19 protein-coding genes and 1 tRNA gene are annotated in these 23637 nt (G+C 66.0%); 10 read left to right on the top strand and 10 right to left on the bottom strand.

The features are described 5' to 3' along the window. Window positions 1-24: 24 nt before the first annotated feature. From SSO01S_RS07990 to SSO01S_RS07965, 6 genes are all read right to left on the bottom strand, one after another. Entirely contained in the window at window positions 25-2142 is a 2118-nt protein-coding gene (locus SSO01S_RS07990) for a TonB-dependent receptor (RefSeq protein WP_218000352.1), read from the bottom strand. 482 nt (window positions 2143-2624) lie between these two features. Continuing rightward, entirely contained in the window at window positions 2625-3719 is a 1095-nt protein-coding gene (locus SSO01S_RS07985; protein WP_083942918.1) for an alpha/beta hydrolase, read from the bottom strand. Between the two features lie 24 nt (window positions 3720-3743). After that, window positions 3744-5444: a cation acetate symporter gene (locus SSO01S_RS07980; RefSeq protein WP_066797852.1), complete on the bottom strand. Its 1701-nt coding sequence runs from the start codon at window positions 5442-5444 to the stop codon at window positions 3744-3746. Further along, a complete protein-coding gene (locus tag SSO01S_RS07975; RefSeq protein ID WP_066797850.1) occupies window positions 5441-5761 on the bottom strand; it encodes a DUF485 domain-containing protein in 321 nt (106 codons plus the stop codon). Before SSO01S_RS07975 ends, SSO01S_RS07980 begins: the two co-directional genes overlap by 4 nt. A 132-nt stretch (window positions 5762-5893) precedes the next feature. Continuing rightward, complete coding sequence (locus SSO01S_RS07970) at window positions 5894-6898, bottom strand: LacI family DNA-binding transcriptional regulator (RefSeq protein WP_066797848.1); 1005 nt, start codon at window positions 6896-6898, stop codon at window positions 5894-5896. Between the two features lie 95 nt (window positions 6899-6993). Beyond that, window positions 6994-8292, bottom strand: a complete 1299-nt coding sequence (locus SSO01S_RS07965; protein ID WP_083942931.1) for an SGNH/GDSL hydrolase family protein — start codon at window positions 8290-8292, stop codon at window positions 6994-6996. A 188-nt stretch (window positions 8293-8480) separates the two neighbouring features. On the opposite strand from SSO01S_RS07965, the gene SSO01S_RS07960 reads away from it, so the two are divergent. Both SSO01S_RS07960 and SSO01S_RS07955 read left to right on the top strand, forming a co-directional pair. Next, entirely contained in the window at window positions 8481-11492 is a 3012-nt protein-coding gene (locus SSO01S_RS07960) for a TonB-dependent receptor plug domain-containing protein (RefSeq protein WP_066797846.1), read from the top strand. 84 nt (window positions 11493-11576) lie between these two features. Further along, window positions 11577-12548 carry an ABC transporter substrate-binding protein gene (locus SSO01S_RS07955; RefSeq protein ID WP_083942917.1) on the top strand — a complete coding sequence of 324 codons (972 nt, stop codon included), beginning with the start codon at window positions 11577-11579 and terminating at the stop codon, window positions 12546-12548. Between the two features lie 137 nt (window positions 12549-12685). Here SSO01S_RS07955 and SSO01S_RS07950 read toward each other — a convergent pair whose 3' ends face one another. Together SSO01S_RS07950 and SSO01S_RS07945 are read right to left on the bottom strand one after the other, a co-directional pair. After that, on the bottom strand, window positions 12686-13504 hold the full coding sequence (locus tag SSO01S_RS07950) for a helix-turn-helix domain-containing protein (protein WP_169798339.1): 819 nt from the start codon (window positions 13502-13504) through the stop codon (window positions 12686-12688). Between the two features lie 115 nt (window positions 13505-13619). Then, window positions 13620-14477, bottom strand: a complete 858-nt coding sequence (locus SSO01S_RS07945) for an amidohydrolase family protein (protein ID WP_174520769.1) — start codon at window positions 14475-14477, stop codon at window positions 13620-13622. 139 nt (window positions 14478-14616) lie between these two features. Here SSO01S_RS07945 and SSO01S_RS07940 point away from each other — a divergent pair, with 139 nt between their 5' ends. Genes SSO01S_RS07940 through SSO01S_RS07920 form a run of 5 tightly spaced genes read left to right on the top strand, consistent with a single transcriptional unit; the run spans window position 14617 to window position 19566 of the window. After that, window positions 14617-15540: an amidohydrolase family protein gene (locus SSO01S_RS07940; protein WP_066797840.1), complete on the top strand. Its 924-nt coding sequence runs from the start codon at window positions 14617-14619 to the stop codon at window positions 15538-15540. A 27-nt stretch (window positions 15541-15567) separates the two neighbouring features. Then, window positions 15568-16224: a flavin reductase family protein gene (locus tag SSO01S_RS07935; protein WP_083942914.1), complete on the top strand. Its 657-nt coding sequence runs from the start codon at window positions 15568-15570 to the stop codon at window positions 16222-16224. A 22-nt stretch (window positions 16225-16246) separates the two neighbouring features. After that, the gene (locus SSO01S_RS07930) at window positions 16247-17530 is read left to right on the top strand and encodes an MFS transporter (RefSeq protein WP_218000351.1); all 1284 of its coding nucleotides are present in this window, start codon (window positions 16247-16249) and stop codon (window positions 17528-17530) included. Between the two features lie 31 nt (window positions 17531-17561). Continuing rightward, the gene (locus tag SSO01S_RS07925; protein WP_066797839.1) at window positions 17562-18272 is read left to right on the top strand and encodes a CoA transferase subunit A; all 711 of its coding nucleotides are present in this window, start codon (window positions 17562-17564) and stop codon (window positions 18270-18272) included. Window positions 18273-18321: 49 nt separating this feature from the next. Further along, the gene (locus SSO01S_RS07920) at window positions 18322-19566 is read left to right on the top strand and encodes a serine hydrolase domain-containing protein (protein ID WP_066797837.1); all 1245 of its coding nucleotides are present in this window, start codon (window positions 18322-18324) and stop codon (window positions 19564-19566) included. Window positions 19567-19682: 116 nt separating this feature from the next. Here the strand turns inward: SSO01S_RS07920 and SSO01S_RS07915 are convergent, their stop codons facing one another. Then, entirely contained in the window at window positions 19683-20453 is a 771-nt protein-coding gene (locus tag SSO01S_RS07915; RefSeq protein WP_157073689.1) for an HpcH/HpaI aldolase family protein, read from the bottom strand. 162 nt (window positions 20454-20615) lie between these two features. Between SSO01S_RS07915 and SSO01S_RS07910 the strand changes: the two genes are divergently transcribed. Further along, window positions 20616-21434: a cupin domain-containing protein gene (locus SSO01S_RS07910; protein ID WP_066797833.1), complete on the top strand. Its 819-nt coding sequence runs from the start codon at window positions 20616-20618 to the stop codon at window positions 21432-21434. Window positions 21435-21449: 15 nt separating this feature from the next. Here the strand turns inward: SSO01S_RS07910 and SSO01S_RS07905 are convergent. Continuing rightward, a tRNA-Gln gene (locus tag SSO01S_RS07905) sits at window positions 21450-21523 on the bottom strand. A gap of 179 nt (window positions 21524-21702) precedes the next feature. On the opposite strand from SSO01S_RS07905, the gene SSO01S_RS07900 reads away from it, so the two are divergent. Together SSO01S_RS07900 and SSO01S_RS07895 are read left to right on the top strand one after the other, a co-directional pair. Beyond that, window positions 21703-22755, top strand: coding sequence for a Ppx/GppA phosphatase family protein (locus tag SSO01S_RS07900; protein ID WP_083942912.1), 1053 nt, complete (start codon window positions 21703-21705; stop codon window positions 22753-22755). Then, window positions 22752-23435, top strand: a complete 684-nt coding sequence (locus SSO01S_RS07895; RefSeq protein ID WP_066797831.1) for an RlmE family RNA methyltransferase — start codon at window positions 22752-22754, stop codon at window positions 23433-23435. Before SSO01S_RS07900 ends, SSO01S_RS07895 begins: the two co-directional genes overlap by 4 nt. The last annotated feature ends 202 nt before the right edge of the window (window positions 23436-23637 follow it).

Here is a 23637-nt window from a genome sequence, read left to right as displayed (position 1 = left end):
TTTTTTGTTCGGACTGGCCGCGTCTTACCGGGGGGTGACGCGGAACCGCAGGCCGATCGTCCGCGGGGTCGGGCCCGAGCCCGAAAGCGGGCCATTGGTGCCGACAAAGGTCGGCCCGCGCTCGTCGGTGAGGTTGTTGGCGATCAACGCGAGCTCATAGTCACCGCGGCGGATGCCCGCCGTCAGAGCGACCACGTTATACGGCCGCGCCGTGATGCCGTTGCCCTGCAGACGATCGCCGCTGTGGCTGAACGAGACGTTGCCGAACAGGTTCATGTCCGAACCGATGTCGCGGTTGTAGTTCGCGTCGATGCGGTAGTTGTTCGACAGCGTGTTGGTCAGGCGGGCGCCGGGCTTGAGCAGCGGCTGCGCCGCGCCCACCACCGGGTTGATCTTGTCGTACTTGCTGTCGTTGAAGTTGCCGACAAAGCCAAGGTTCAGGCCCTTGACCGGGGTGCGCCAGTGCAGTTCGATGTCGACGCCCTTGGTCGTTGCGTCGCCGAAGTTGGCGAAGCCATTGACGCTGGTGATGGCGCCGGTGACGGAAGTCTGCAGATTGGTATATTCGAGCTGGTAAAGGTTCAGGCCGACGGTCACAGCTCGGCTCGGGCTGCGCCATTTGAGGCCGAATTCATAATTCTTGGAGGATTCGGGGCTGAGAGCGACCTGAGCGGGCACGCCGGCGAGTTCAAGCGACTGAACCTGGACGCGCGACTGGACGATTCCGGGGCGGAAGCCGGTCGATGCCGAGACGAACATGGTGAGGTCGTCGGTCGGCAGATAGGACAGGTTGAGACGCCAGGTGGTGACGTTCTCGGTGGTCGGCACCTTGCCCGTGCTGTCCGCAAAGGCGCGGTCGTCATGATAGGTGCGCAGACCTACCAACGGCACGAGCTTGCCGCCGAACAGATCATAGCTGACCTCGCCGAAGAACGCGTAATTCTCAGTCAGCGTATCATTGTCCGCATTGATCAGCACGCCCGGCAGCGTCAGCGCGTTCACCTGCGGGCCCGAGCCGTCCTGATAGGAAGCACCGATAACCCAGTGCAGCGGCCCCGGACCGTTTGAGTTCGCGCGAAGTTCCTGCGCGAACATCTTGGGCAGGAACTGGCTCGAGAAGGAGCCGGACGGCGAAAGCGGGATGTTGATCCCGAACACGCCTTCCAGATGGCTCGTCGCGCTGGTCACGGTGAAGGCGTCGAAATCGACGCTCGCGGTGAGGCTGTAGAGCGTGAAATCGCCGTTCGAGAAGCCCTTCTGCCCGGCGGTGTTCTCGAAATAGGGCGGCTTTACCGACGCGGTGAAGCCGGTGAAGTCCTGCCGCGGCCGGAAATTCCAATATTGGGCGCGGATGTTGACGTTGTCGGCCGGCTTGAACAGCGCGACGACGCGGATGTCGTCATTCTTGGCCTTGTTGACGCCCTTTTGATCCGGGGTGCCGTCATAGGCGCCGAAATAGGCATCGGCCCAGCCCGCATCGCGCGAGAAGCCGCCGCTGACGCGAACGCCGAGCACGTCCTTGACGATCGGGACCGAGAAGGCAGCCGCGGCGCCATAGTTCAGGCCCTCCGCGCCGCGCGTCTGCGACGCCTCGGCCTCAAAGGCATAGTCGATTTCCTTGAGGTTCGGATCGCGGGTGCGGAAGATGAAGACGCCGCCCGACGAGCCCTGGCCGTACAGCGTGCCCTGGGGCCCGCGAAGCACTTCGACGCGGTCGATGTCGAGGAAGCGGACCGGCGGCGCGATGCCGAAATTGGTGACGATGAAGGGCGCGTCGTCGAGATAATAGCCGATCGGCGAATCGCCGTTCTGCGTCACGCTGCCGCGCAGATTGTAGAAGCGCGAACCGTTCGACTGGCGGAAGCCTTCGAATGCGCCGGGCACGCTCGAGACCAGATCGCCGATCGAGGTGATGTTGCGTTCTTTCAGATCTTCGCCGTCGAATGCCTGGATCGCGAGCGGCACCTGCTGCAACGCCTGCGCGCCGCCCTTTTGCGCGGTGACGACGATATCGTCTTCGGCGGAAGCCGGCTCGGCGGCGACCGGATCGGATTGCCCGGCCTGGGTCTGCGCCCAGGCTGCCGACGGGACCATGGCCGCAGCGATCGCGAACGCAGCGGCACCGCTATAGAATTTTTTCAATTTGGCCTCCCCTGAGGTTATGATTTCAATCGATTGCATAAAGTTTTGATATTCGCTCGTCAAGCAAAGTAAGGACTTGTTCCGCCTGGTGATCGTTTATCGGCGCAATGCGCTGCAATCGGTTGTCATCAAGAAGCGTGCAGATCCTCGATGCCGTAGCGGCATTGCTGCGGTGGTGCCCGCCCGCGGCAAGACGGGCGGGTGCGGCGCGGGGGCAGCGCGCTATCCGGTACGTCGAATCGTCGTTCGTGCGAACGCGGGGATCCGGGGTTGCGCGGTGACGCCGTTTGGCCCTGGGTCCCCGCTTTCGCGGGGATGACGGGGGAAGGGGGCTGTTACCGGTGTGCAGCCCCCGGGGTGCCCGCTTTCGCTGGGATGACGGTTGGGGCAGCCCGCTCCCCTGCCGTGCCGCGCGATGGGTGAGAACATGCGCGACGGGAGGGGAGCGGGCCGGGCCGCTTCAGTTCTGCTCCGAGCCGGCGCTACTTGCTGCCGCGCGCGAAGGCGCGGCGCAGCGCCTCGATCTTCGCTCCGGTGAACTGCCGCGCCTGGGGGCTTTCGGGCGCGAGCTGATCGAAGCCATGAAAGGCACCGGGGATCACGAGCAGCTCGGTGGGAACCCCCGCATCGTTCAGGCGGCGCGCATATTCGATGTCTTCGCTGGCGAACAAATCGATCCCGCCGACTTCGATGAAGGCGGGCGGCAGGCCGGCAAGATCCTTGGTGCGTGCGGGGACCGCACGCGCCGGGACCGCATCGGTGCCGGGCTTCTGGCGCAGGAATGCCTGCCAGCCATATTGGTTTTCCGACGCGCTCCAGCCGACGGTGGCGATGTGCGGGGGCACCTGGACCACGCCGCCGGTGCGATCGTCGAGCATCGGGTAGACCAATGCCTGGAACAGGATCGGGATCTCGCCGCGATCGCGCGCGGTGATCGCGAGCAAGGCGGCGTGGCCGCCGCCCGCGCTCTCGCCGGTCACTGCGATCCGGCTGCGATCGAGCCCCAGCCCGGCGGCGTTGCGGTACATCCAGCTCAGGCCGGCATAATTATCCTCGATCGAGCCGGTATAATCGGTCTCCGGGGCAAGGCGGTACTCGACCGACACAATCACGCAATCCAGCTCGCGCGCCATCTCCTGAAGGCGGCGGACATCGGTGGCCGCAGTGCCGAGGATGAAGCCGCCGCCATGCGTGTGCAGGATGCCGGGACGGCTCGTGCCCGCCTTTGCGTTGATCACGAACAGCTTCACATTGGGCGCGCCCTTCGCGCCGGGGATCATCTGCTCGGTGACCGGAATATCGGCATGGCGCGGGGCCGGCGTGGGGCCGCCACCGCGCTTGCGCGACGCAAGCACCCTGGCTTCGTCGATCGTGCCCATCATCTTGGAGAAGCCCATCGCCTTGCGTGCGGCCTCGTGCAGCTCAGGGGCGATCGGGGCGAGCTTGGCTTCGTCCTCGGCAGTGAGCGCGGGCATTGCAGGGGCCTGGGCGGGCGGCTGGCCCTGGGCATAAGCGGCGGGAGCGGGCGCGAGCGCGAGCAGCGCCGCCCCGGCCAGGGCAATCATCTTGCGTGTCATAGGTTTCTCCTGCTTGGATTCATCTTAGTGGTTCGATGCCTTGCTGGCGCCGATGCCGGTTTCGGAGCGCACGCGCTGCGCGACATAGCCGGCGCGATCGAGCGCGGCGCGCGGGCTCCGGTCGAACCGCGAGATCAGCCAGATCGCGAGGAAGCCCAACGGCATCGAGACGAGCGTGGGTGATCCCAGCGGGAAGATCGGCTCCGCCGCGCCCAATTGGGCCACCCAGATGGTGGGCGACAGCACGGTGAGCACCAACGCCGTGACCGCGCCGATCGCAGCGCCCCAGGCGACGCCGCGCGTCGCGCAACCCTTCCAAAGCATCGACAGCAACAGCGCCGGGAAGTTGCTGGACGCGGCGACGGCGAAGGCCAGGCTGACCATGAACGCCACATTCTGCTTTTCGAACGCGATTCCCAGCGCGACGGCGAGGATGGCCAGCGCGAGCACGGTGATCCGGGACAGTCGCAGTTCGGCGGCGGGATCGGGATTCCCCTTGCGCAGCACCGACGCATAGAGATCGTGGCTGATCGTCGACGCGCCCGAAAGCGTGAGCCCGGAGACGACCGCGAGGATCGTGGCGAAGGCCACCGCCGAGACGAACCCCATGAACATGTCGCCGCCCACGGCTTCGGCCAGATGGATCGCCGCCATGTTGTTGCCGCCCAGCATCGCGCCCGTTGCGGAATCGAAGAAAGCGGGGTTGGCACCGACCAGGATGATCGCGCCGAATCCGATCACGAAGGTGAGCAGGTAGAAATAGCCGATCCAGCCGGTTGCCCACAAAACCGAGGTGCGCGCGGTTCGCGCGTCGGGCACGGTGAAGAAGCGCATCAGGATATGCGGCAGTCCCGCCGTGCCGAACATCAGCGCCATGCCGAGCGACACGGCCGAGGCCGGATCCTTGATGAAGCCGCCGGGCGCGAGGATCGAGAGCGCGGACTCCGCCGCCGCCGCCTCGCTCGCCCCGCCTTTCAGCGCGAGCGATTCCTTGACCGCCACAGCCTGCGAGAACAAAGCGTCGAACGGGAAGCCGACATGATAGAGCACGGCGAGGCTCATGAAGGTGGCGCAGCCGAGCAGCATCACCGCCTTGATGATCTGGACCCAAGTGGTCGCGATCATCCCGCCGAACAGCACATAGATCGTCATCGCCAGCCCGACCGAGCCCACCGCATAGGTGTAGGGAATGCCGAACAGCAACTGGATGAGCTGCCCCGCCCCGACCATCTGCGCGATCAGATAGAAGAGGATCACGGTGAGCGAACTGAAGGTCGAGGAGAGCCGCACCGGCGCCTGGCCGAAGCGGAAGGCGGCGGCATCGGCGAAGGTGTAGCGGCCGAGATTGCGCAACCGCTCGGCCAGCAGGAACAGGATGATCGGCCAGCCGACCAGGAAGCCGGTGGAATAGATCAACCCGTCATAGCCATCCGCGAAGATCAGCGCGGAGATGCCGAGGAACGATGCCGCCGACATATAGTCGCCTGCGATCGCCAGCCCGTTCTGACGCCCGGTGATCCCGCCGCCCGCCGAATAGAAATCGGAAGTGGTGCGCGTGCGCCGCGCGGCCCACCAGGTGATACCGAGCGTGATCGCGATGAAGATGCCGAAGGTGATGATCGCGGGCCAGTTCGCGGCCGAATGCGCGCCATCGGCGGCGTGCGCGATCCCCGGCGATCCGATTGCGGCCAGCAGCATGGCGGCGCGGGCAGGGGCGCGGCTCATGCCTGATGGTCCTTGAGCAATGCGGCGGCTTCCGCATCGAAGCGGCGATTGGCGATGGCGACATAGATGCCCGTCAGGGCGATCCCCGAAAGGATCACGAACAGCCCGATGGGGATGCCGATCGTCGTGGTCATCGCGCCGATCGGGGTTGCCAGCAATGGGCCCGCGAAGGCGACGAGCAGCATATAGCCGATGAAGATCGTCACCATGATGGCGCTGAGGATCCACGAGGTCCGGTTCCGGCGCCGGACCAGCGATTGATAGCGCGGGTCCTCCGCGATCCGGTGCAGGCGTTCATCGGCTTCGCGCTCGGTCAAAATGCGTGTCCTCCCCTGTGCGCAGTCGGCAGGGCCGCGGCGCCATCCCCTGGCTGGTGCACGGCACCGTATTAGCAATCGATTGCAAGTCAACCGGGATCGCTTGGCGCCAAGTCTTCCCCGCTGCCGGGGTCAACTGGTGCCGCGGACGATCAGTTCGGGATTGAGGATCACCGATCCGGTGGGCTTGCCGGCGATGCGCTGCATCAGGCTGTCCACCAGATGCGATGCGCCTGCGGCGATGTTCTGGCGCACCGTGGTGAGCGGCGGGACGCTGGTCTGCGCGAGATAGAGATCGTCATAGCCGACCACCTTGACGTCGCCGGGCACCGATAGTCCGCGCGCCGCGAGCACCTGGATCACGGTGAGCGCGATCAGATCCGAGGCTGCGAAGATCCCGTCGGGCGGCAGTTCCGATGCGCTCAGGAAATCGTCGATATCGGAGCCGCTGACTTCGGAATCGAAATGCGCGGTGGCATCGACCAGCACGATATCGTCGCGGGCGCGGATCGCGGCCTTTGCCCCTTCGAGGCGCAGCGACGGCTCGATCGCCTGGGTGTTGCCAAGAAACGCGATCCGGCGGCATCCGCGGTCGATCAGATGCTGGGTGGCGATCTTGCCGCCGAGAAAATTGTCGGTGCCGACCGAGCAATGGACCTGGCCCTGGACGAACCCGCCCCAGGCGACCAGCGGCAGATAATCCGCCGCGATCCGATCGAGCACCTCCGACTGATCGGACTGGCCGACGACGATGAAGCCGTCGACGCGATCGGCATCGATCAGCTTGGAAAGCCAATTGTCCTGATTGGGAATGACGCGCGACAGCATCAGATCGAAGCCGCGCTCGGTAAGCTCGTCGGCCAGATAGCCGATCAACGTCATGAAAAATGGATCGGACAGGTGCTGGCCGCGATCATGGCCCAGCGGCACGACAACGCCGATCGCACCGCGCTGGCGGGTGCGCAGGTTGCGCGCCAGCGCGCTCGGGCGGAAATCATGCTGCTCGGCGAGCTTGCGGATGCGCTCGGACGTCTTGGAATTGACGATGTTCTTGCCGGCCAGCGCACGCGAGACCGTCGCCGCCGAAACCCCGGCGAGCTCGGCCAGATCATAAATGGTGCGAATCTTTCCGGCCAACCGCTCTCTCCCCCAAGCGCGTCACGAGGTAAGTCGGCTGCAACTGCATTGCAACCAGCCGATCGGCGAGTTGCAGCCGGTGTCGTTCAGGTGGATCAGCGGGCGAAGATGCCGATGTCGATCGCCGCAGCCATTGCCGCATTGCCTGCGTCATTGGGGTGGACATGGTCGCCGGGATCGAAGGCGGGCTTCATCCGCGTGGGCTGTGCGGGATCGCGGACCGCCGCGTCGAAATCGATTACGGCGTCGAACTCGCCGCCGGTGCGGATCCACGCATTGACCGCCTGGCGGATCGCCTCGGTCTTGTCGCTGTAGAGCCACAGGCCTTCGGTCGGCGTGATCGTCGCGCCCGCCACCTTGATGCCGTGCAGATGCGCGCGATCGACGAATTGCGAATAAGCGGCGATGAGCTGCTCTGCCGTCACCGCCTCGGTCGCGGGGATGCCGGGGATCGCCGCGATGTTGATGTCGTTGATCCCTTCGAGCAGTACCACCCAGCGCACGCCCGGGCGCGCCAGCACGTCGCGGTCGAAGCGGGCGAGCGCGGACAGCCCCGCGCCGTCGCGGCGCACGCGGTTGCCCGAAATGCCCATGTTGAGGACCGAGAGCCCCCGGGTGCGCGGGTCGGCCTGCAGCCGCCCGGCGAGCAGATCGGGCCAGGCGCGGCCGGTATCGGGGGTGGTGCCATAGCCGTCGGTGATCGAATCGCCGAAGGTGACGATCGCGCCGGCGGTCTCGGGTGCCTGCACTTCCACCCCGGTCAGCCAGAAATAGGAGCGGTTGGTCTCCGCGCCGGGCAGCGCCGCGTCTGCCGTGCGGTCGCCCGCGGCGATATAGGTGGTGCGCAGGCCGAGCGGGTGAAGCGTATTCACCGCGGTCTCCTCGGGCAGGTGGATCGAGACCGCGAGCAGCTCGAAAGGCGCGACTTCCAGCGCGACGGGATCGCTGACCGCTACCGCGCCTGCGGGGATGGTGACCGATGCCGCGCCGGAGAAGCTGAGCGCGCGGTCGCTGCCGGGGGCGATGCCGCCCCCGCTCACGCTCTTGGCCAGTCGCGCGCGCCCGATCGTGACCGGTGCGCCGCCCGAGGCGTTGGAGAATTGCGCGCGCACCACGCTGCCGCCGATGGTCGGGCGGATGACCATCCGCACCGTCTGATCCTTGAGGCTGGCGGGCGTGGGCACGATCGGCGAGGGGGCAGAGGGCGGGGACGGCGCGGGCTTGTCCGCACCGGCGGGGCGCGGCATCGGCGGCGGCGCGGGCATGGGGGCAAGCTGCTGCGCGGTACCCCATGCGCCGACCCAGCGATCCTGCGCGGCGGCGGCCGGTGCGGCGGCGATCGTCAGAATGGCAAACAGGAACGCGCCGGAGCGCGGGATCGCTTTCAAATGCATGGGACTCCTCTCGTGGCGCGTCTCGGCCGACACGAAGAAAGCATCGATCGGCGATTTATGCAATCGATTGAGGCTCATGGCTCTCAGGATATTCCACGATGTGAAACTGCGCCAAATAAGGCGGGAGCAACGTGGCGGGTCGCGGCTACCCCAAAGGCAATTGATAAGAACGAATGGGGAGGACTAGAATGCGCAAGCCTGAAATCCGTGCAATTTTGCTGAGCTCCGCTCTCACGATTTTCGCGTTCCCGCTGGCCGCGCAGGCGCAGGTTGCAGAGGAACCCGCCACCGTACCGCAGACCGCGACCGCCGAAGAGCCGCAGATGGACAGCCAGGAGATCCTGGTCACCGGATCGCGCGTGGCGCGCACCGGCATGGACGCCCCCACCCCGCGCACCGTGGTCGGTTCGGACCTTCTGGAAAGCCTGGGCCAGTCCAATATCGCCGAAGCGATCCGCTTCGTGCCGCAGAACATCGCCTCCCAGTCGGATGCCAATGTCGGCTATGGCGCGAGCGCCAATGTCGGCTCCTCCTTCGTCAACCTTCGTGGACTCAATCCGACCTCAGGCACCCGCACGCTGACGCTGGTCAACACTCGCCGGTTCATCCCCAGCTCGGATGGCGGCTCGGTCGATCTCAACGTCATCCCCTCGGCGCTGATCGAGCGGGTCGAGACGGTCACCGGCGGCGCATCGGCCGCCTATGGCTCGGACGCGGTGGCGGGCGTCGTCAACGTCATCCTCAACCGCAAGTTCACCGGCTTCAAGGCCGAGATCGACTATGGGCAGACCACCTATGGCGACGGCAAGAACTATCACGGCTCGGTAGCATGGGGGACGCGCTTCGCGGGCGATCGCGGCCATATCGCGGCGGCGTTCGAATATCAGAAGCAGGAAGGCATCGGTGCCTGCTCCGATGTGCGCCCATGGTGCGCGGAAGGCTGGGATTTCTACACCAACGCCCAGACGATCCTGCCCAACGGCACGCTTTCGGGATATAATATCCCCGGATCGCCGGGCTATGGCCTGCCCAACTTCATCGTCGGCCCGAACTCGCGCCAGGCGTTCAACGATCCGCGCGGCGTGGTGCGCAACCGCGCGCCCGCGGCGCTGGCCGCCCGCAACAAGCGCTTCAACGACGCCGGCACCGGCGTGCTCGATTTCGATCCCGGCCTGTACGTTTCGAACGCAGGACTGGGCGCGCGGCAGGGCGGTGACGGCGCATCGACCTATGCCGATTCGCTGCTGCGCACCCCGGTCACCCGCAAGGTCGCCTATGCGTTCGGCCATTACGAGCTGACGCCGAGCTGGGAACTCTCCGGCGAGTTCACCTATGCCACGCGCGACGCGTCTTCGGTGGGATCGACGGCCGGACCGCGCTCGACCTATTTCGTGAAGCCCACCAACCCGTTCGTCCCTGCCGATCTGCGCGCGTTGCTCAACGGCACCGAGTTCAGCCTCGGCAAGGATCTGGACGGTCAGATCAAGTCGCTCAACACGGTCGACGCGAAGGTGTTTCGCGGGATGGCCGGCCTGAAGGGTGAGATCGGCTCGAGCTGGGTTGTCGAAGCCTATTACCAATATGGCGAGAACCGCCGCCACCAGACCGCGTCGCGCTCGCGCGTGAACACGCCGTTCGTCTTCGCGCTCGATGCGGTCGTCGGGCCGGGGGGCAAGATCGTCTGCGCGGAAACGCTGAAGGCGAACCCCGATCCGCGCTCCAAGGGCTGCGAGCCGATGAACATGTTCGGCCTCAACAATCTCAGCCAGGCGGCGATCGACTATGTCTACCGCCCGGTGATGGAGGACTTTTTCTTCAAGCAGCATGCTGCCTCGGCCAACATCCGCGGCGAGCTGTTCAGCGGCCGCTCCGCAGGCGGGATCGGCGTCGCGGCGGGCATCGACTGGCGCTCAGAGGGCGGTAATGTCGTCCATGGCAACATCACCGATTACGCCGATTACAACTCGAACTTCGGTCTCGATTATGCAGGCTCGATCCAGGTGCTCGAAGGCTTTGGCGAGGCCAATGTGCCGGTGTTCAAGGATTGGGTGCTCGGCAAGGGGCTGGAACTCAACGGCGCCGTTCGGTGGACGCGCAATCGCAGTACCAACGACGTGACGAAGGAAACCAAGGTCACCACCGCGCTGAGCTGGAAAGCCGGTGCGATCTATGAGCCCTTCGACATGCTGCGTTTCCGCGCCACCCGTTCGCGCGACATCCGCATCGCCGGTTTCCGCGAGCTGTTCCTCGAGATGGTGCCTTCGGAAACCGGATCGGCGGCAGGCACGGTGGACAATCCCAATATCCCCGGCTCGCCGCAGCTTGGCGACGATCCGACGCCGATCCTGAGCGGCGGCAGCTTCGCGCTGGGCGCGGAAAAGGCGGATACGACGACGCTCGGCGCGGTCTTCTCGCCCAGCTTCATCCCCGGCCTGCGCATCGGCGTCGACTGGTACCAGATCCAGATCCGCGACGCGGTGACCAATCTGAACGGCCAGCGCATCGTAGATTTCTGCTTCAAGAACAACACGTTCTGCGATCGTATCACCTCGAACAGCCCGACGGACATCACGTTCATCGATGCTCGCCGCGTCAATCTCGGCCGCTTCGTATCGCGCGGGTTCGACATCGAAGTCAGCTACGACATGTCGCTGAGCAGCATCGTTGCGGACTGGGCGGGCAAGCTCAACGTGCGGCTTCTGGGCACGAACCAATATGATTTCCTGATTCAGGCCGCGCCGGACGTACCCGCCATCAACTATGCGGGCCAGGCGGCGCAGCTGCGCGATACGGGCGATTTCTCGAGCTCGCCGAAATGGCTGTGGAACGGCTTCGTCACCTATAGCACCGAGCCGTTCACCGCGGCGCTTCGGATGACCTATGTGGGCGGCGGCAAGCTCGATGTGGGCAAGATCGGGCCGGAGGATCCCGGTTACAGCACCTCGCTGGTGAACAGCATTTCGACCAACCGCGTGAAGAGCGCCGCCTATTTCTCGCTCGGCCTCACCTATCGTCTGCCGGCGTTCGACCGGAAGGACGGGATCGAGCTGTTCGGCGTGTTCGACAATATCTTCGCCAAGGATCCGGCGATCGCGCCGGGCGGCGGCGGGTTCAACCTGGGTTCCTTCTACCCGACCAACCCGACCTATCACGATACGTTCGGCCCCCGGTACAAGGCTGGCGTGCGCATCAAGTTCTGATTGAGTACCCCTGCTGTCCGCTGGCGCGGTTGCGCGCCGGCGGACATTTTTTGATTTGAAACCCGCCATCCAGGAGACGGCAGCATGAGAAACCCGATGCGAGGCCTGATCGGCCTGATGCTCGCTTTGACCACGCTCGCCGGATGCGCGAAAACCGCGGAGCAGCCGGTGGCGCCCGTCGCCGCCCCGGCCGCGCCGCTCGCCGTTTCCGGCGCGCTCACCGTGGTGGAACTCGCGCCGGTGCTGATGACGATGCAGGCGCTATATCCCGATCAGGCGATCAAGATGGGCGGCGTGGCCAGCCTGTACTGGAACCCGCCCGCCGACATCGCCACCAATGCCGAGACCCAGGCGCTGCGCGTCTCGGTCAAGAATCCCGATGTGCGGATCATCATGACCGTCGCCGAGGGCCTGTACCGCGTCGTCGCGCGCAAATCGGCCGGGATCAATTCGATCGCCGACCTGAAGGGCAAGCGCGTCGCTACGTGGAAGCTCGCCTCGTCGGGCTATTTCCTCGAAAAGATGTTGCGCACGGCGGGGCTGACCATCGAGGACGTTACCGTCGTCGAGCTTAATCCGCTTGGGAAGATGGTGGAGGCGATCGACCGCAAGGAGGTCGATGCCATTGCGATCTGGGAACCGCACAGCGAGAATGCCGCGCGCGTGCTCGGCGCCGATGCGATCGAGTTCAGCGGCCGTGGAATCTATCGCGAGCTGTTCAATCTCAACACCACGGCGGGCGCGCTGAACGATCCGGTGAAGCGCGCGAGCATCGTCCGGTTCGTGCGCGGCATCATCGATGCGACTGCGGCGCTCAATCGCGATCCGAGCGCGGCGCAGGCGGCGATGGCGAAGAGCGGGAACTTCACGCTGGAAGAGGTCCAGAATTCGTGGAAGCACCACGCCTATGTCGCAAACTTTGCCGAGGACATGCTCGACGTGCTGGTCGAGGAGGATGTCTGGCTGGCGAAGCACGAGGGCCGAGCGGCCCGCTCACGCGAGGAGCTTTCGCGGTTGATCGATACCAGTGTCTATCGCGAGGCGCTGCGCCTCTGAGCGAGAAGCGGGGAGGCCAAGTGAGGCTCCCCGGAATGCCGCGGACACTTTCAGCAAAGGTGAATCGGGGCCAGCCCGGCGGGAGCAAGGGCTGGCTCCGGGCATCTTGCGTCGGTTCGATCCGGACGGATCAGATGCTAGCTCGCGCCGACCGCTTCGAAGGAGGCCATCTGGTGCTCGATCGCGAGCGCGGTGCGGCGGAGCGCGGCGACGTAGCGCACCGTATCGTCTTCCTGAACGCCCCGGCGAAAGAAGGTGAGCCCGATGGTCGCGGCGACCCGATCGCCCTTCATGATCGGAACCGCGATCGTTCCAGAGTTGCGCGGCTCGGTGCCGGGATCGCGCTCGGCATAGCCCTGTTCGCGCGCGCGCTGGACGCGCCATTCGAGCCAGCCTTTTTCGCGCCCCTTTAGCAGCGCATCCTCCGTGTCGCCCACCATCTTGCGCAGCATTCGGCGCTCGGATTCGGGGCAAAAGGCATAATAGGCCATTCCGAGCGCGCTCGAGAACAGGCTGAGACGCATGTTAAGCGTCGCGTGAAAGGGCGAGTTCGAGCTGTCATAGATGGTGCTGAAGCGGATGCGCACGGCATCGCCATCGAGAATCGCCACGCCCGACGGCCAATGAAGGTCGCGGGTGAGCGCGATGGCTCCGGGACGCGCGGCCTCCACCACCAGCGGATCGCCATGGAAGCCGCAACTCAGCGACTGCACGCGAACCGTGACGCAATAGCCGTTCTGCCGCGGATCCTTCGCCGCATAGCCCGACTGGATCAGCGTGTGCAGCATGCGGACCAAAGTAGGCTTGGGCAGCCCGGTATCCTGATGGAGCTGGCCGATCGTGCTCCACGCCCGGCGGTTGAGCGCCTCGAGGACGGCAAAGGCCCGCGACACGGCCTGAATGTTAGACGAGGAGGCGGGTTGCGCGGTGCCCGTCCCGCCCGGAATATTGGTCACGCCGCCAAGGCTAAGCGCTGGGTGGCTGCTCTGCAAGCGGCCGGAGAGCGGCTGCATCCCGGTCATGCGGTCCTGGCCCCGAAAGGTACGAGGCGGCGGGCGGCGCCGTTCGCCATCAGTCCGTTCCGCCTTCGTCGAACCCGTAGAGGCGGGCAGGATTGTCGACCAGCATCGCCTGCCGGATGGCGGCATCGCCGAGATAGGATGGGATCAGGTCCACCAGATCGCGTTCCTCGACATGCGCCGGCAGGTTGGGATGCGGGAAATCGGTGCCCCACAGGATCCGGTCGGGCCGGGTGGCGGCGATCCTGCGGGCAAAGGGCAGGGCGCCGTCATAGGGCGCATCGCTGATCCGCTCGGCACCCGAAAGCTTGACCCATGCGCCGTCGAGCCGGACGAGCTCGAGCAGCGTTTCGAAAGCGGGTTGCGCCAGGCCGAGCGCGGTATCGATGCGGCCCATATGATCGATTACGAAGGGCAGGCGCAGCGCGCGGATCGTGCCGCGCAGGTTGAGCACATCCTCACCCATCACGTGCAGCACGACATGCCAGCCGAGCGGCGCGACGCGCGCCACCGATCGCGCGAACAGATCTGGATCGGGATAGCCGCCCAGCGTCTTGACGAAGTTGAAGCGGATGCCGCGAACCCCGGCTTCCGCCATGGCCTCAAGCTCGGCGTCGCTGATCCCGTCATCGATCACCGCCACGCCGCGCCATGCCTTTGGCCGCCAGCGAATCGCATCGAGCATCGCGCGATTGTCCGTGCCATGCGCGCTCGCCTGGACGATCACCGCGCGCTCGATGCCCAGCCTCGCGTGCAGCGCCGCAAGCGTCTCTTTGGGCGACGTCGCCGGCTCATACTTGCGCGTGGGGGAATAAGGGAAGATCTCGGGCGGGCCGAACACATGGCAATGCGAGTCGCAGCTTCCTGCGGGCAGCGTGAAGCCCGCGGTCGCAAGATCCTCGGCCAGCATGCCCATCCCTCTCCCTCTCCCCTATTGCTCCGCAAGACTAGCCGGGCGGCAGGGCGCGCCGGCTTGCATATCCCGGCCGTTTCACGATGCGGAACGCGGAGCGCTTATTCCGCGGCCGGGTAAGGCTTATGCCAGGGGCATGTCCGACACTGCCGAACCGCCGATCGCCGCCCCCCGGATAGACTGCCATGCGCATATCTACACGGCCGACATGCCGCTTGCTCCCGATGCGTGGCACCGGCCGCCGGGCGAGGCGACGGCGGCGCAGTTCCTCGCGGAGCTGGAGGCGGCGGGGGTCGGCCATGGCGTGCTCGCCGCCGCCAGCCTCTATGGCACCTATAACGATTACTCGCTCGCGGCGACGCGCGGCTCCCCGGCGCTGCGCACCACCGTGATCGTCGACCCCGATATCGGGCGTGCGGCGGTGGAGGCGATGGCGGGGGACGGCGCGGTCGGCATACGCTTGCAACTGCGCAACCGGGCGATCCCGGATCTGGGAGATCCGGCGTGGAGCCGCCTGCTCGGGCTGGTCGCGGATCTTGGGTGGCATGTGCAGCTTCACGACGATCTCGGTCGCCTGCCGCCGGTGATCGCGGCGGTCGAGCATGCGGGGGCTAAGCTGGTGATCGATCATTTCGCCCGGCCCGAGGATATGGCGGCGCTCGACGGGCCGGCCTTTGGCGCCGTGCTCGATTCGATCGGGCGCGGGCGCACCTGGGTCAAGGTCTCGGCCGATTTCCGCCTGCCCTCGCCGGCAGTGGCGCGCGCTGCGATGGCGCGGCTGCTCGCGGCGGGCGGGACGGAGCGGCTGCTATGGGGAAGCGACTGGCCCTTTGCCGGATTCGAGCAAGGCATGACCTATGCCCGGGCGCTGCAATCCTATTGCGCGCTGTTGCCCGACGAAAAGCTGCGCGCCGCGATCGACCGGACCGGCATGGCCTTTTACTTTTCCGGAGACGGCGGCGCGGCCCTTGTTCCGCCACGCGAAACGTCGGCGATTGCCGGGATGAATCCGCCGTCCTTCCCGCAACATGGCCCCACGACGACCAACCCGGCGCGTTGAGGCCGGGACCATGGGTAGGGGAGAAAGATGGCGAGTGACGATAGCAGCCTGTTTATCGACCTCACGGTTAACTCGGATTTCAAACGCGGCATCTTCAACGCGATCATTGCGCCGCGCCCGATAGGCTGGATCAGCACGATCGACGGCAATGGCGTCGCCAATCTGGCGCCCTTCTCCTATTTCAACCTCTTCTCCAGCCTGCCCCCGATCATCGCCTTTTCGTGCAACAGCCCGGAGGATCGCGAGGCCAAGGATACGCTGGCCAATGCGCGCGCCACCGGCGAGTTCGTTTATAACATGGCCAGCCTCGACCTGATCGAGCAGGTGAACGCGACCTCGACGCCACTTCCAGCGGGCACCGACGAATTCGTCTTCGCCGGCCTCGAAAAGGCGCCCTGCATCAACGTGTCGCCGCCGCGCGTCGCGGCATCGCCGGTCAGCCTCGAATGCCGCGTCCTCAAGATCGTGCGCTTCGGCGACGGCGCGGACGAGATCCCCACGCACGTCACCTTCGGGCGCGTGGTCGGCGTCCATATCAAGGAGCGCTTCGTCGACGGAGACGGATATTTCCGCACTGCGGAAGCGCAGCCGGTGGCGCGTCTGGGCGGGGTCCAATATGCCGTCTCGGCGCCGTCATTCGAACTCGCGCGGCAATTCACCCGCGCAAGCGAGACCTCTTATTGATGCTGCTGGCCGGGGACCCATCGTGACGCAGATTGAGACGACAAAGGCCGACAAGGCCCTGATGACCCGCGTTTTGTGGCGGCTGATGCCGCTGCTGGTGCTGTCGCTGGTCGTCTCGACGATCGACAAGTCCAATGTCGGCTTCGCAAAGCTCGGGATGCTGGAGGATCTGGGGTTCACCGAAGCGGTGTTCGCGTTCGGCGCGTCGCTGTTCTTCGTCGGCTATGTGCTGTTCGAAATCCCGAGCGCCATGGCCAATTACAAATATGGCGCGCGGATCTGGTTCGCGCGGATCATGGTGACCTGGGCGATCACCACGTTGCTGCTCACCTTCACCCAGTCGCCCGCCGTCTTCTACACGCTGCGCTTCCTCCTTGGCGCGGCCGAGGCGGGACTCTATCCCGCCCTGATCTTCTACCTGACCCTGTGGTTCCCCGAGAGCGAGCGGCCGCGCGCGATGGGCGTGCTGACGCTGGGCAGCGCGTTCGGCAACGGCTTCAGCGCGCTGATCAGCGGCGCGCTGCTCGATCTGGATGGGGTGCTCAACCTGGCCGGATGGCAATGGATCTTCATCGTGACGGGGCTGATGCCGGTGGTCACGACGGTGCTCGTCCTGATGTATCTGCCGAACAGCCCGGACGACGCGCGCTTCCTGAACGTAGAGGAAAAGCAGCGGATCAAGACCTTGCTCGGCGACCGGCCAGAGGCCGGGCATCGCGGCGGCGCGCTGGCATCCTTGCTCGATCCGCGCGTGATCGGCTTCGGGCTGATGTACGGCATCTTCCTCGGCTCGGTGTACGGGATCAGTTACTGGATGCCCACGGTGCTGCGCGATTTCGGCGTGAGCGGCAGCGTCAATGGCCTCATCATCGGCATTCCCTGGGCGCTCGACGCGATCCTGCTGATGATCATCATGCCGCGGCTCCGCTCGCAGCGCGCGATCATGCTGGCGCTGATCGCTCTCGCGGTGGTGGCGATCCTGGCCTTTGGCGCGGCGGCGTCATGGGGCGGGCTGGCGCTGAAGGGCGCGGCGCTGCTGATCGGCATCCCCGCGCTCTCGATCGGTATCGCCTGCTACTGGACGATTCCGGTGCGCTACTTCTCGGGCGCGAAGGCAGCGGCCTCGATCGGCGCAATCAGCATGATCGGCAACATGGGGGGTGTCGCGACGCTCAACCTGATGCCCGCGCTCGCCGCTTATTCGGGATCGCCCTCGGCCGCGCTCTGGGTCCCCAGCATCGGCATGGCGGTGATCGGGGTCTGGGCGGCATGGGTCAGCTTCGGCCGCCGCCGCGCCGTCGCCTGAACCAGCCCGCAGATTCTGACAGGCAAGACGCATGGCGAACAAGATTTACGACAGTCCCGAAGCGGCGCTGCAAGGCGTGCTGTTCGACGGGATGACGATCATGTCGGGCGGGTTCGGGCTGACCGGCAATCCCGAAAGCCTGATTCCCGCCATCCGCGACGAGGGCGTGCGCGAGCTGACCGTCATCTCGAACAATTGCGGCGCGACGGGCTTCGGGCTGTACCTCCTGCTCGAAGCGGGCCGCATCCGGAAGATGGTCTCGTCCTATGTCGGCGAGAACAAGCTGTTCGAGCAGCTCTATCTGGCGGGCGAGCTGGAGCTTGAACTCAACCCGCAGGGAACGCTCGCCGAGCGCGTCCGCGCGGGCGGAGCGGGCATCCCGGCCTTTTACACCAAGACCGGCGTGGGCACGCTGGTGGCGGAGGGAAAGCCCAGCGAAACCTTCGACGGCCACGAATATATCCGCGAAACCTGGCTCCGCGCGGACCTGGCGATCATCAAGGCGTGGCGCGCGGATCCTGCGGGCAATCTGATGTTCCGCAAGACGGCGCGCAACTTCAATCCGGTGATGGCGACGGCGGCACGGGTGACCGTGGTCGAGGCCGAGGAGATCGTGCCGCTGGGCACGTTCGATCCCGATCACATCCACACGCCCGGCATCTATGTCGACCGGATCGTCCTGAGCACGATCAACGAGAAGCGCATCGAGCAGCGGACGGTGCGGCAACGGGAGACGGCCTGAACCGGCACCCCGCCGTACCGCAACCCATAACCATAACAGGAGGGGATCAATGATGAAGCGAGCATCCGTGAAACTGTCGGCCGCGATCGCGCTGGCTGCCCTGGCGACGGGATCGGCACTGGCGCAGGGCCGCGAACCCGTGCCCCCGCTCGGCGTGCCCGGCCCCGACGCGGATCAGCCCGCCTTGCTCGAACTGCGCCGCAACCTGCTCAACAAGACGATCATGCCGCTGATGTATCATCATATGGACAGCGTGTTCCCGACACAGGAAATCGCGCGCGGCGGGCCGGTGACGGCGATTCCCAGGGCGGAGCGCCCGCTGAATTTCAGCTACACATTCGCGGGCGAGACGCGGCCGGCCGAGGAGGTGCTGGAGCGGACCTTCACCAACGCGCTGCTGATCATCAAGGACGGCCGCATCGTCTATGAGCGCTATCGCAATCTGACCCGCCCGGACTCGCGCTTCATGGCGATGTCGGTGTCAAAGTCGATCACGGCAATCCTGCTCGGCATCGCGATCGACAAGGGGTCGATCCGGTCGCTCGACGATCTGGCGACCGACTATGTGCCGGAGCTAAAGGGATCGGCCTATGAAGGCGTCACGGTCCGCGATCTGGTGGACATGAAGAGCGGCGTCGATCGGTCGGACGGCGATCAGCAGAAGCCGGGAAGCCCGGGTGCCGCGCGGCGGGAGGACATATTGGTCCGCAACGCGCGGCCGGCGGTGGACGAGGCCTTTCTGGTCGGGCGCAAGGAAGCGCCGGGCAAGCGCTTCGACTATTCGACGCTCAACACCACGGTGCTAGGCTGGGTGATCGAGCGCGCGACCAAGACGCCGATCACGGAATATACCAGCGAGATGCTGTGGCAGCCGCTAGGCACCGAGCGTCCGGCCTTCTGGATGACCGATGGCCAGCGCGGGAAGGAGCGGCCGCTCACCGGCATCGGCTTCAACGCGACGCTGCGCGATTATGCCCGCATCGGCCTGATGATGCTCAACAACGGCAAGTATAACGGGCGGCAGATCGTGTCCGCGCGCTGGGTGCAGGAATCGACCGCCGAGCCGCACCATCCGCTCGTACCCAATGCTTCGACCGGATACCAGCATTCCTGGTGGACCGTGCCCGGTGCCGCAGCCTACGGCGCGAACGGCGTAGGCGGGCAATATATCTATATCGATCCCGCGACCCGCACCGTGATCGTGAAGGCCAGCTACACGCCGGGCGATGCCCGGGAAGCCAACGCCGAATCCAATGCCTTCTTCAAGGCCGCATCGGCATGGAAGGGCGAATAGGGCCGCTTTCCGTTAGACGGGCTGGCTTTGCTTAAAGCCGGCCGTCGCGGGATCCGGAAAACTTGAATCGTCATCCCCTTTCTCGGGGGATGACGGCTATTGGGTCGAGATGGGTATCAGCCGCGAAGCTGCGCGAAATGGCGGCTGGGCGTCTGCAGCGCGCCGCGCAGCATCGCGATATCGGATTGCCACACGATGTAGCGCACGCCCTTTTCGATCAGGGCGTCCATTTCCGCCGTGCTGCTCGCGACCGCGCCGACATGCCGTCCCGCCGCCAGCGCGGTGGCGGTGACGCGGTCGAGCGCGGTGCGCACCTTCAAATCGTCCTGCGCGCCCGGCGCGCCATAGGATTGGCTGAGGTCCGCCGCGCCCAGAAAGATCATGTCGATCCCGTCGAGCGCGCACAGCGCTTCTATATCCTCCACCATCTCGCGATTCTCGACATGGACGATCAGCAACGTGCGCGCGGCCTGGGCGAAATATGCATCGAGCGGCGCGGCGCCATAGTCAGCGGCGCGGTTCGCCCGCGCAAAGCCGCGCTGACCAAGCGGATGATAGCGCGCATGCCGCACCGCGCGCGCGGCCTCGCCGCCGCTGCTTAGCCCGGGCACCTGGACGCCGGCCGCGCCGCTATCGAGCGCGTGGAGGATCGGGCTCTCTTCGCCGCTGGGCGTTCGGACGATCGCGCTCATCCCCGTCGTCTCGGCCGCGCGGATCAGGTTTTCGACCTGTGCGTGGGTGAAATTGCCATGTTCGGTGTCGATGATGACGAAATCGAAGCCGGCCAGCCCGATCAGTTCGACGACCGCGGGCGAATCCACCTTGACGAAGGTACCGAGCACCGGCCGTCCGGCATCGAGCCGGTCGCGCACATTCAGGTTCATCATCGAACGGGTCACTCCGGCCTGTTGTGCCGGTACGCTAGGATAGCCGGGGGTGGCGTGCGCAGGCGCGGGTGCGCCGTTTCGTATCGTGAAACGCCCGGGCGGAGCGGGACGCCTGGCACCGCGCTCCGATTAGACCCGCAGGGCAATCAAGGGAGCTGGAAGATGCCGGTCACGAAACTGGAAAACGGCGCGCGGCTGATCGAGCCGGCGGGGCAGGCGGACCAGCGCGATATCGCGCATGGCGGCAATTTCTCGGTCGAATGGCTTGCGCATCCGGGGCATGCGCATGGGGTGAACAGCGCCGACGAGATCATCGCGCTCTTTGCCGATTCCGGCGGGGAGGTCTCCGGGGCCTATGGCTCGGTCGCGGTGCCGGAAATGACCGTGGCGATCCTTCCGCCCGGCGTGCATGCGATCAGCGCCGGCGCGGCGCGCGGCGGGCTGATTATCGCCACCCGGCGGCGCGATATCGCCCCCGGCGAGGGCCTCAACGCGGGTGCGCCGCGCGATGAACGGATCGCGCTGCCGGGTGAGCCCTTTGCCCGCATCACGCCGCTCGATGCGCCGCTCCTGCTGCCGGTCGAGAGCATACCGACGCCGCCGGGAAACCCGCGCATCCGCTTCCTGCAGACCGCGACGATGAGCATCAATATCGTCCTGTACGATGGCCCGCGCGGCAAGAAGGCGCTCAGCCCGCATGCGCATGACGATATCGAGCAGGGCTCGCTCGCGATCCATGGCGACTATGTCCACCATCTCCGCACGCCCTGGGGTCTGGATGCGAGCGCTTGGGTCGACGACGCGCATCTTGAAGCGGGGCCGCACAGCCTGTTGCTGATCCCACCGCATCTGATCCACACCACGGAAGGCGTTGGCCCGGGACGCCACTTGCTGCTCGACATCTTCGCCCCGCCGCGCGGCGACTTCATCGCAAAGGGCTGGATGGCGAACGCGGCGGACTATCTCGCGCCAACGGCCTGAGTGCAGCGGGAAGATTGGATGCCCCGTGAGGATTCGAACCTCAATAGACGGAGTCAGAGTCCGTAGTCTTACCATTAGACGACGGGGCATCGGCCAGCGCGCTTGTGCGCAGGTGGCAGGCCGCGCGAAATAGGGCGGGGTGCCCGGCGTGTCAACGCCGCTTTGGGAGCCGTTCTTGCCGCAGGCGCAACTCTTCGCTACCTCTCGCCCCAAGCATGGGACGGCCCGTTTTGGTCCGCGACCCGACCAGAATGAGTGAGTGACATATATGGGGGATGGCTCCGCCACTATACCCCGCGGCCCGGGCACTGCGAACGGCCCCACCGCGCCGCCGCACGACCGCCAGCCGCGACCGCGCTGGCCAGAATCGCGCCATTATGCCGCGCTTGATCTGGGAACCAATAATTGCCGCCTGCTGATCGCCCGGCCCCAGGGCGGCGGGTTTGCCGTGGTCGACGCCTTTTCGCGAATCGTGCGGCTTGGCGAGGGGCTGGCTTCCACCGGACGGCTTTCCGATGCCGCGATCGAGCGGACGCTCGTCGCGCTCAAGGTGTGCGCCGACAAGCTCAAGCGCCGCAACGTGACGCTCGCCCGGTCGGTTGCGACCGAGGCGTGCCGCCAGGCGACGAACGGCGCGGAGTTTATCGAGCGCGTCTATCGCGAGACCGGCATCGCGCTGGATGTCATCACGGCCGAGGAGGAAGCCCGGCTCGCGGTTCTCGGCTGCCATGCCCTGCTAGAGCCCGGCGACGGCCCCGCGATCGTCTTCGATATCGGCGGCGGATCGACCGAATTGGTGCTGGTCGATTCGCAAGTGCCGGTGCCGCGCATCCTCGACTGGCACAGCGCGCCGTGGGGCGTTGTCTCGCTCACCGAGGCGGTGGGGCGGCCCGGGCCGGGCTCCGAGGGGCTTGCGGCGCTCTATGCGGATATGCGCGCGCGCGTGGAGGCGAGCTTCGCGCCGTTCCGCGACCGGTTGCAGGCACCGGCGGGCACGCCGCGGCTTTTGGGGACCAGCGGCACGGTGACGACGCTGGCTAGCGTCCATCTGGAGCTAGCCGCCTATGACCGATCGGTGATCGACGGGCTGATCGTGCCGACTGCGGCGATGCGCGATGTGAGCACGCGCCTTTCAGGCATGACGCTTGCCGAGCGCAGCCAGGTGCCGTGCATCGGGGCCGAGCGCGCCGATCTGGTGGTGGCGGGCTGCGCGATCCTCGAAACGATCCTCGATCTTTGGCCTGCGGCGCGCCTTGGCATCGCCGATCGCGGTATCCGCGAGGGCATCCTTCGCCGTTTGATGAATGGAAGAATGTTGTGAGCAGGGGCGGAGCGAGAAGCCATACGCGCGTCAAGACTTCGCGCGGGCGCACGCCGCAATCGAACCGCTGGCTCGAACGGCAGCTCAACGATCCCTATGTCAAAAAGGCCAAGGCCGAGGGGTATCGCAGCCGCGCAGCGTACAAGCTGATCGAGCTCGACGAGAAGTTCGGCTTTCTGAAAGGCTCGAAGCGCGTCGTCGATCTGGGACTCGCGCCGGGCGGATGGAGCCAGGTGATCCGCCGCAAGCTGCCCAAGGCAGCGATCGTCGGCATCGATCTGCTGCCGGTCGATCCGATCGACGGCGTCACCATCTTCCAGATGGATTTCATGGATGATCGCGCGCCCGATCTGCTGCTGGAGGCATTGGGCGGCACGCCCGATCTGGTGATCTCCGACATGGCCGCGAACACCGTCGGCCATCCGCAGACCGACGCTCTGCGCACCATGGGGCTGGTCGAGCTCGCGCTCGATTTCGCGGTGAACAATCTGGATAAGGGCGGGACCTTCGTCTCCAAGGTGTTCGCCGGCGGCGCTGATTCGGCGATGGTCGCCGAGCTGAAGCGGAATTTCGCCACGGTGAAGCACGCCAAGCCGCCTTCGAGCCGCAAGGGCTCGGTCGAGTGGTTCGTGGTCGCGCAGGGGTTTAAGGGTCGGCCAGCGGACCGGTCAGCGGAATAGCCACGCTATTCAGCGTCGCGGGCCGGTCAGGGGAATAGTGGCGCTATTCCACGTCGCGGAGCGGTCCTCGATTTCCAGTGCGAAAAAGCCGGAGCATCTGCCCCGGCTTTTCATTTCGCTGGTCCGTCGCGGCGAAGCCGCGCCGTCGGTCGGGTCTGCGACCCGCCGGTCGGGGTTTCGGCTGTATCCGGGATTAGCTGCG

The organism is Sphingomonas soli NBRC 100801 (assembly GCF_001591025.1).
GTDB lineage: Bacteria > Pseudomonadota > Alphaproteobacteria > Sphingomonadales > Sphingomonadaceae > Sphingomonas > Sphingomonas soli.
Note: the sequence above shows the minus strand (reverse complement) of the source record. Positions and strands in the feature narration are given on the sequence as shown.

What these genes read in the sequence shown, in the direction of transcription:
- SSO01S_RS07985 (WP_083942918.1), bottom strand. Translation starts at nt 3,719, where the DNA reads ATGACACGCAAGATGATTGCCCTGGCCGGGGCGGCGCTGCTCGCGCTC.
- SSO01S_RS07980 (WP_066797852.1), bottom strand. Translation starts at nt 5,444, where the DNA reads ATGAGCCGCGCCCCTGCCCGCGCCGCCATGCTGCTGGCCGCAATCGGA.
- SSO01S_RS07965 (WP_083942931.1), bottom strand. Translation starts at nt 8,292, where the DNA reads ATGCATTTGAAAGCGATCCCGCGCTCCGGCGCGTTCCTGTTTGCCATT.
- SSO01S_RS07960 (WP_066797846.1), top strand. Translation starts at nt 8,481, where the DNA reads ATGCGCAAGCCTGAAATCCGTGCAATTTTGCTGAGCTCCGCTCTCACG.
- SSO01S_RS07955 (WP_083942917.1), top strand. Translation starts at nt 11,577, where the DNA reads ATGAGAAACCCGATGCGAGGCCTGATCGGCCTGATGCTCGCTTTGACC.
- SSO01S_RS07945 (WP_174520769.1), bottom strand. Translation starts at nt 14,477, where the DNA reads ATGCTGGCCGAGGATCTTGCGACCGCGGGCTTCACGCTGCCCGCAGGA.
- SSO01S_RS07940 (WP_066797840.1), top strand. Translation starts at nt 14,617, where the DNA reads ATGTCCGACACTGCCGAACCGCCGATCGCCGCCCCCCGGATAGACTGC.
- SSO01S_RS07935 (WP_083942914.1), top strand. Translation starts at nt 15,568, where the DNA reads ATGGCGAGTGACGATAGCAGCCTGTTTATCGACCTCACGGTTAACTCG.
- SSO01S_RS07925 (WP_066797839.1), top strand. Translation starts at nt 17,562, where the DNA reads ATGGCGAACAAGATTTACGACAGTCCCGAAGCGGCGCTGCAAGGCGTG.
- SSO01S_RS07920 (WP_066797837.1), top strand. Translation starts at nt 18,322, where the DNA reads ATGATGAAGCGAGCATCCGTGAAACTGTCGGCCGCGATCGCGCTGGCT.
- SSO01S_RS07915 (WP_157073689.1), bottom strand. Translation starts at nt 20,453, where the DNA reads ATGATGAACCTGAATGTGCGCGACCGGCTCGATGCCGGACGGCCGGTG.
- SSO01S_RS07910 (WP_066797833.1), top strand. Translation starts at nt 20,616, where the DNA reads ATGCCGGTCACGAAACTGGAAAACGGCGCGCGGCTGATCGAGCCGGCG.
- SSO01S_RS07900 (WP_083942912.1), top strand. Translation starts at nt 21,703, where the DNA reads ATGGGGGATGGCTCCGCCACTATACCCCGCGGCCCGGGCACTGCGAAC.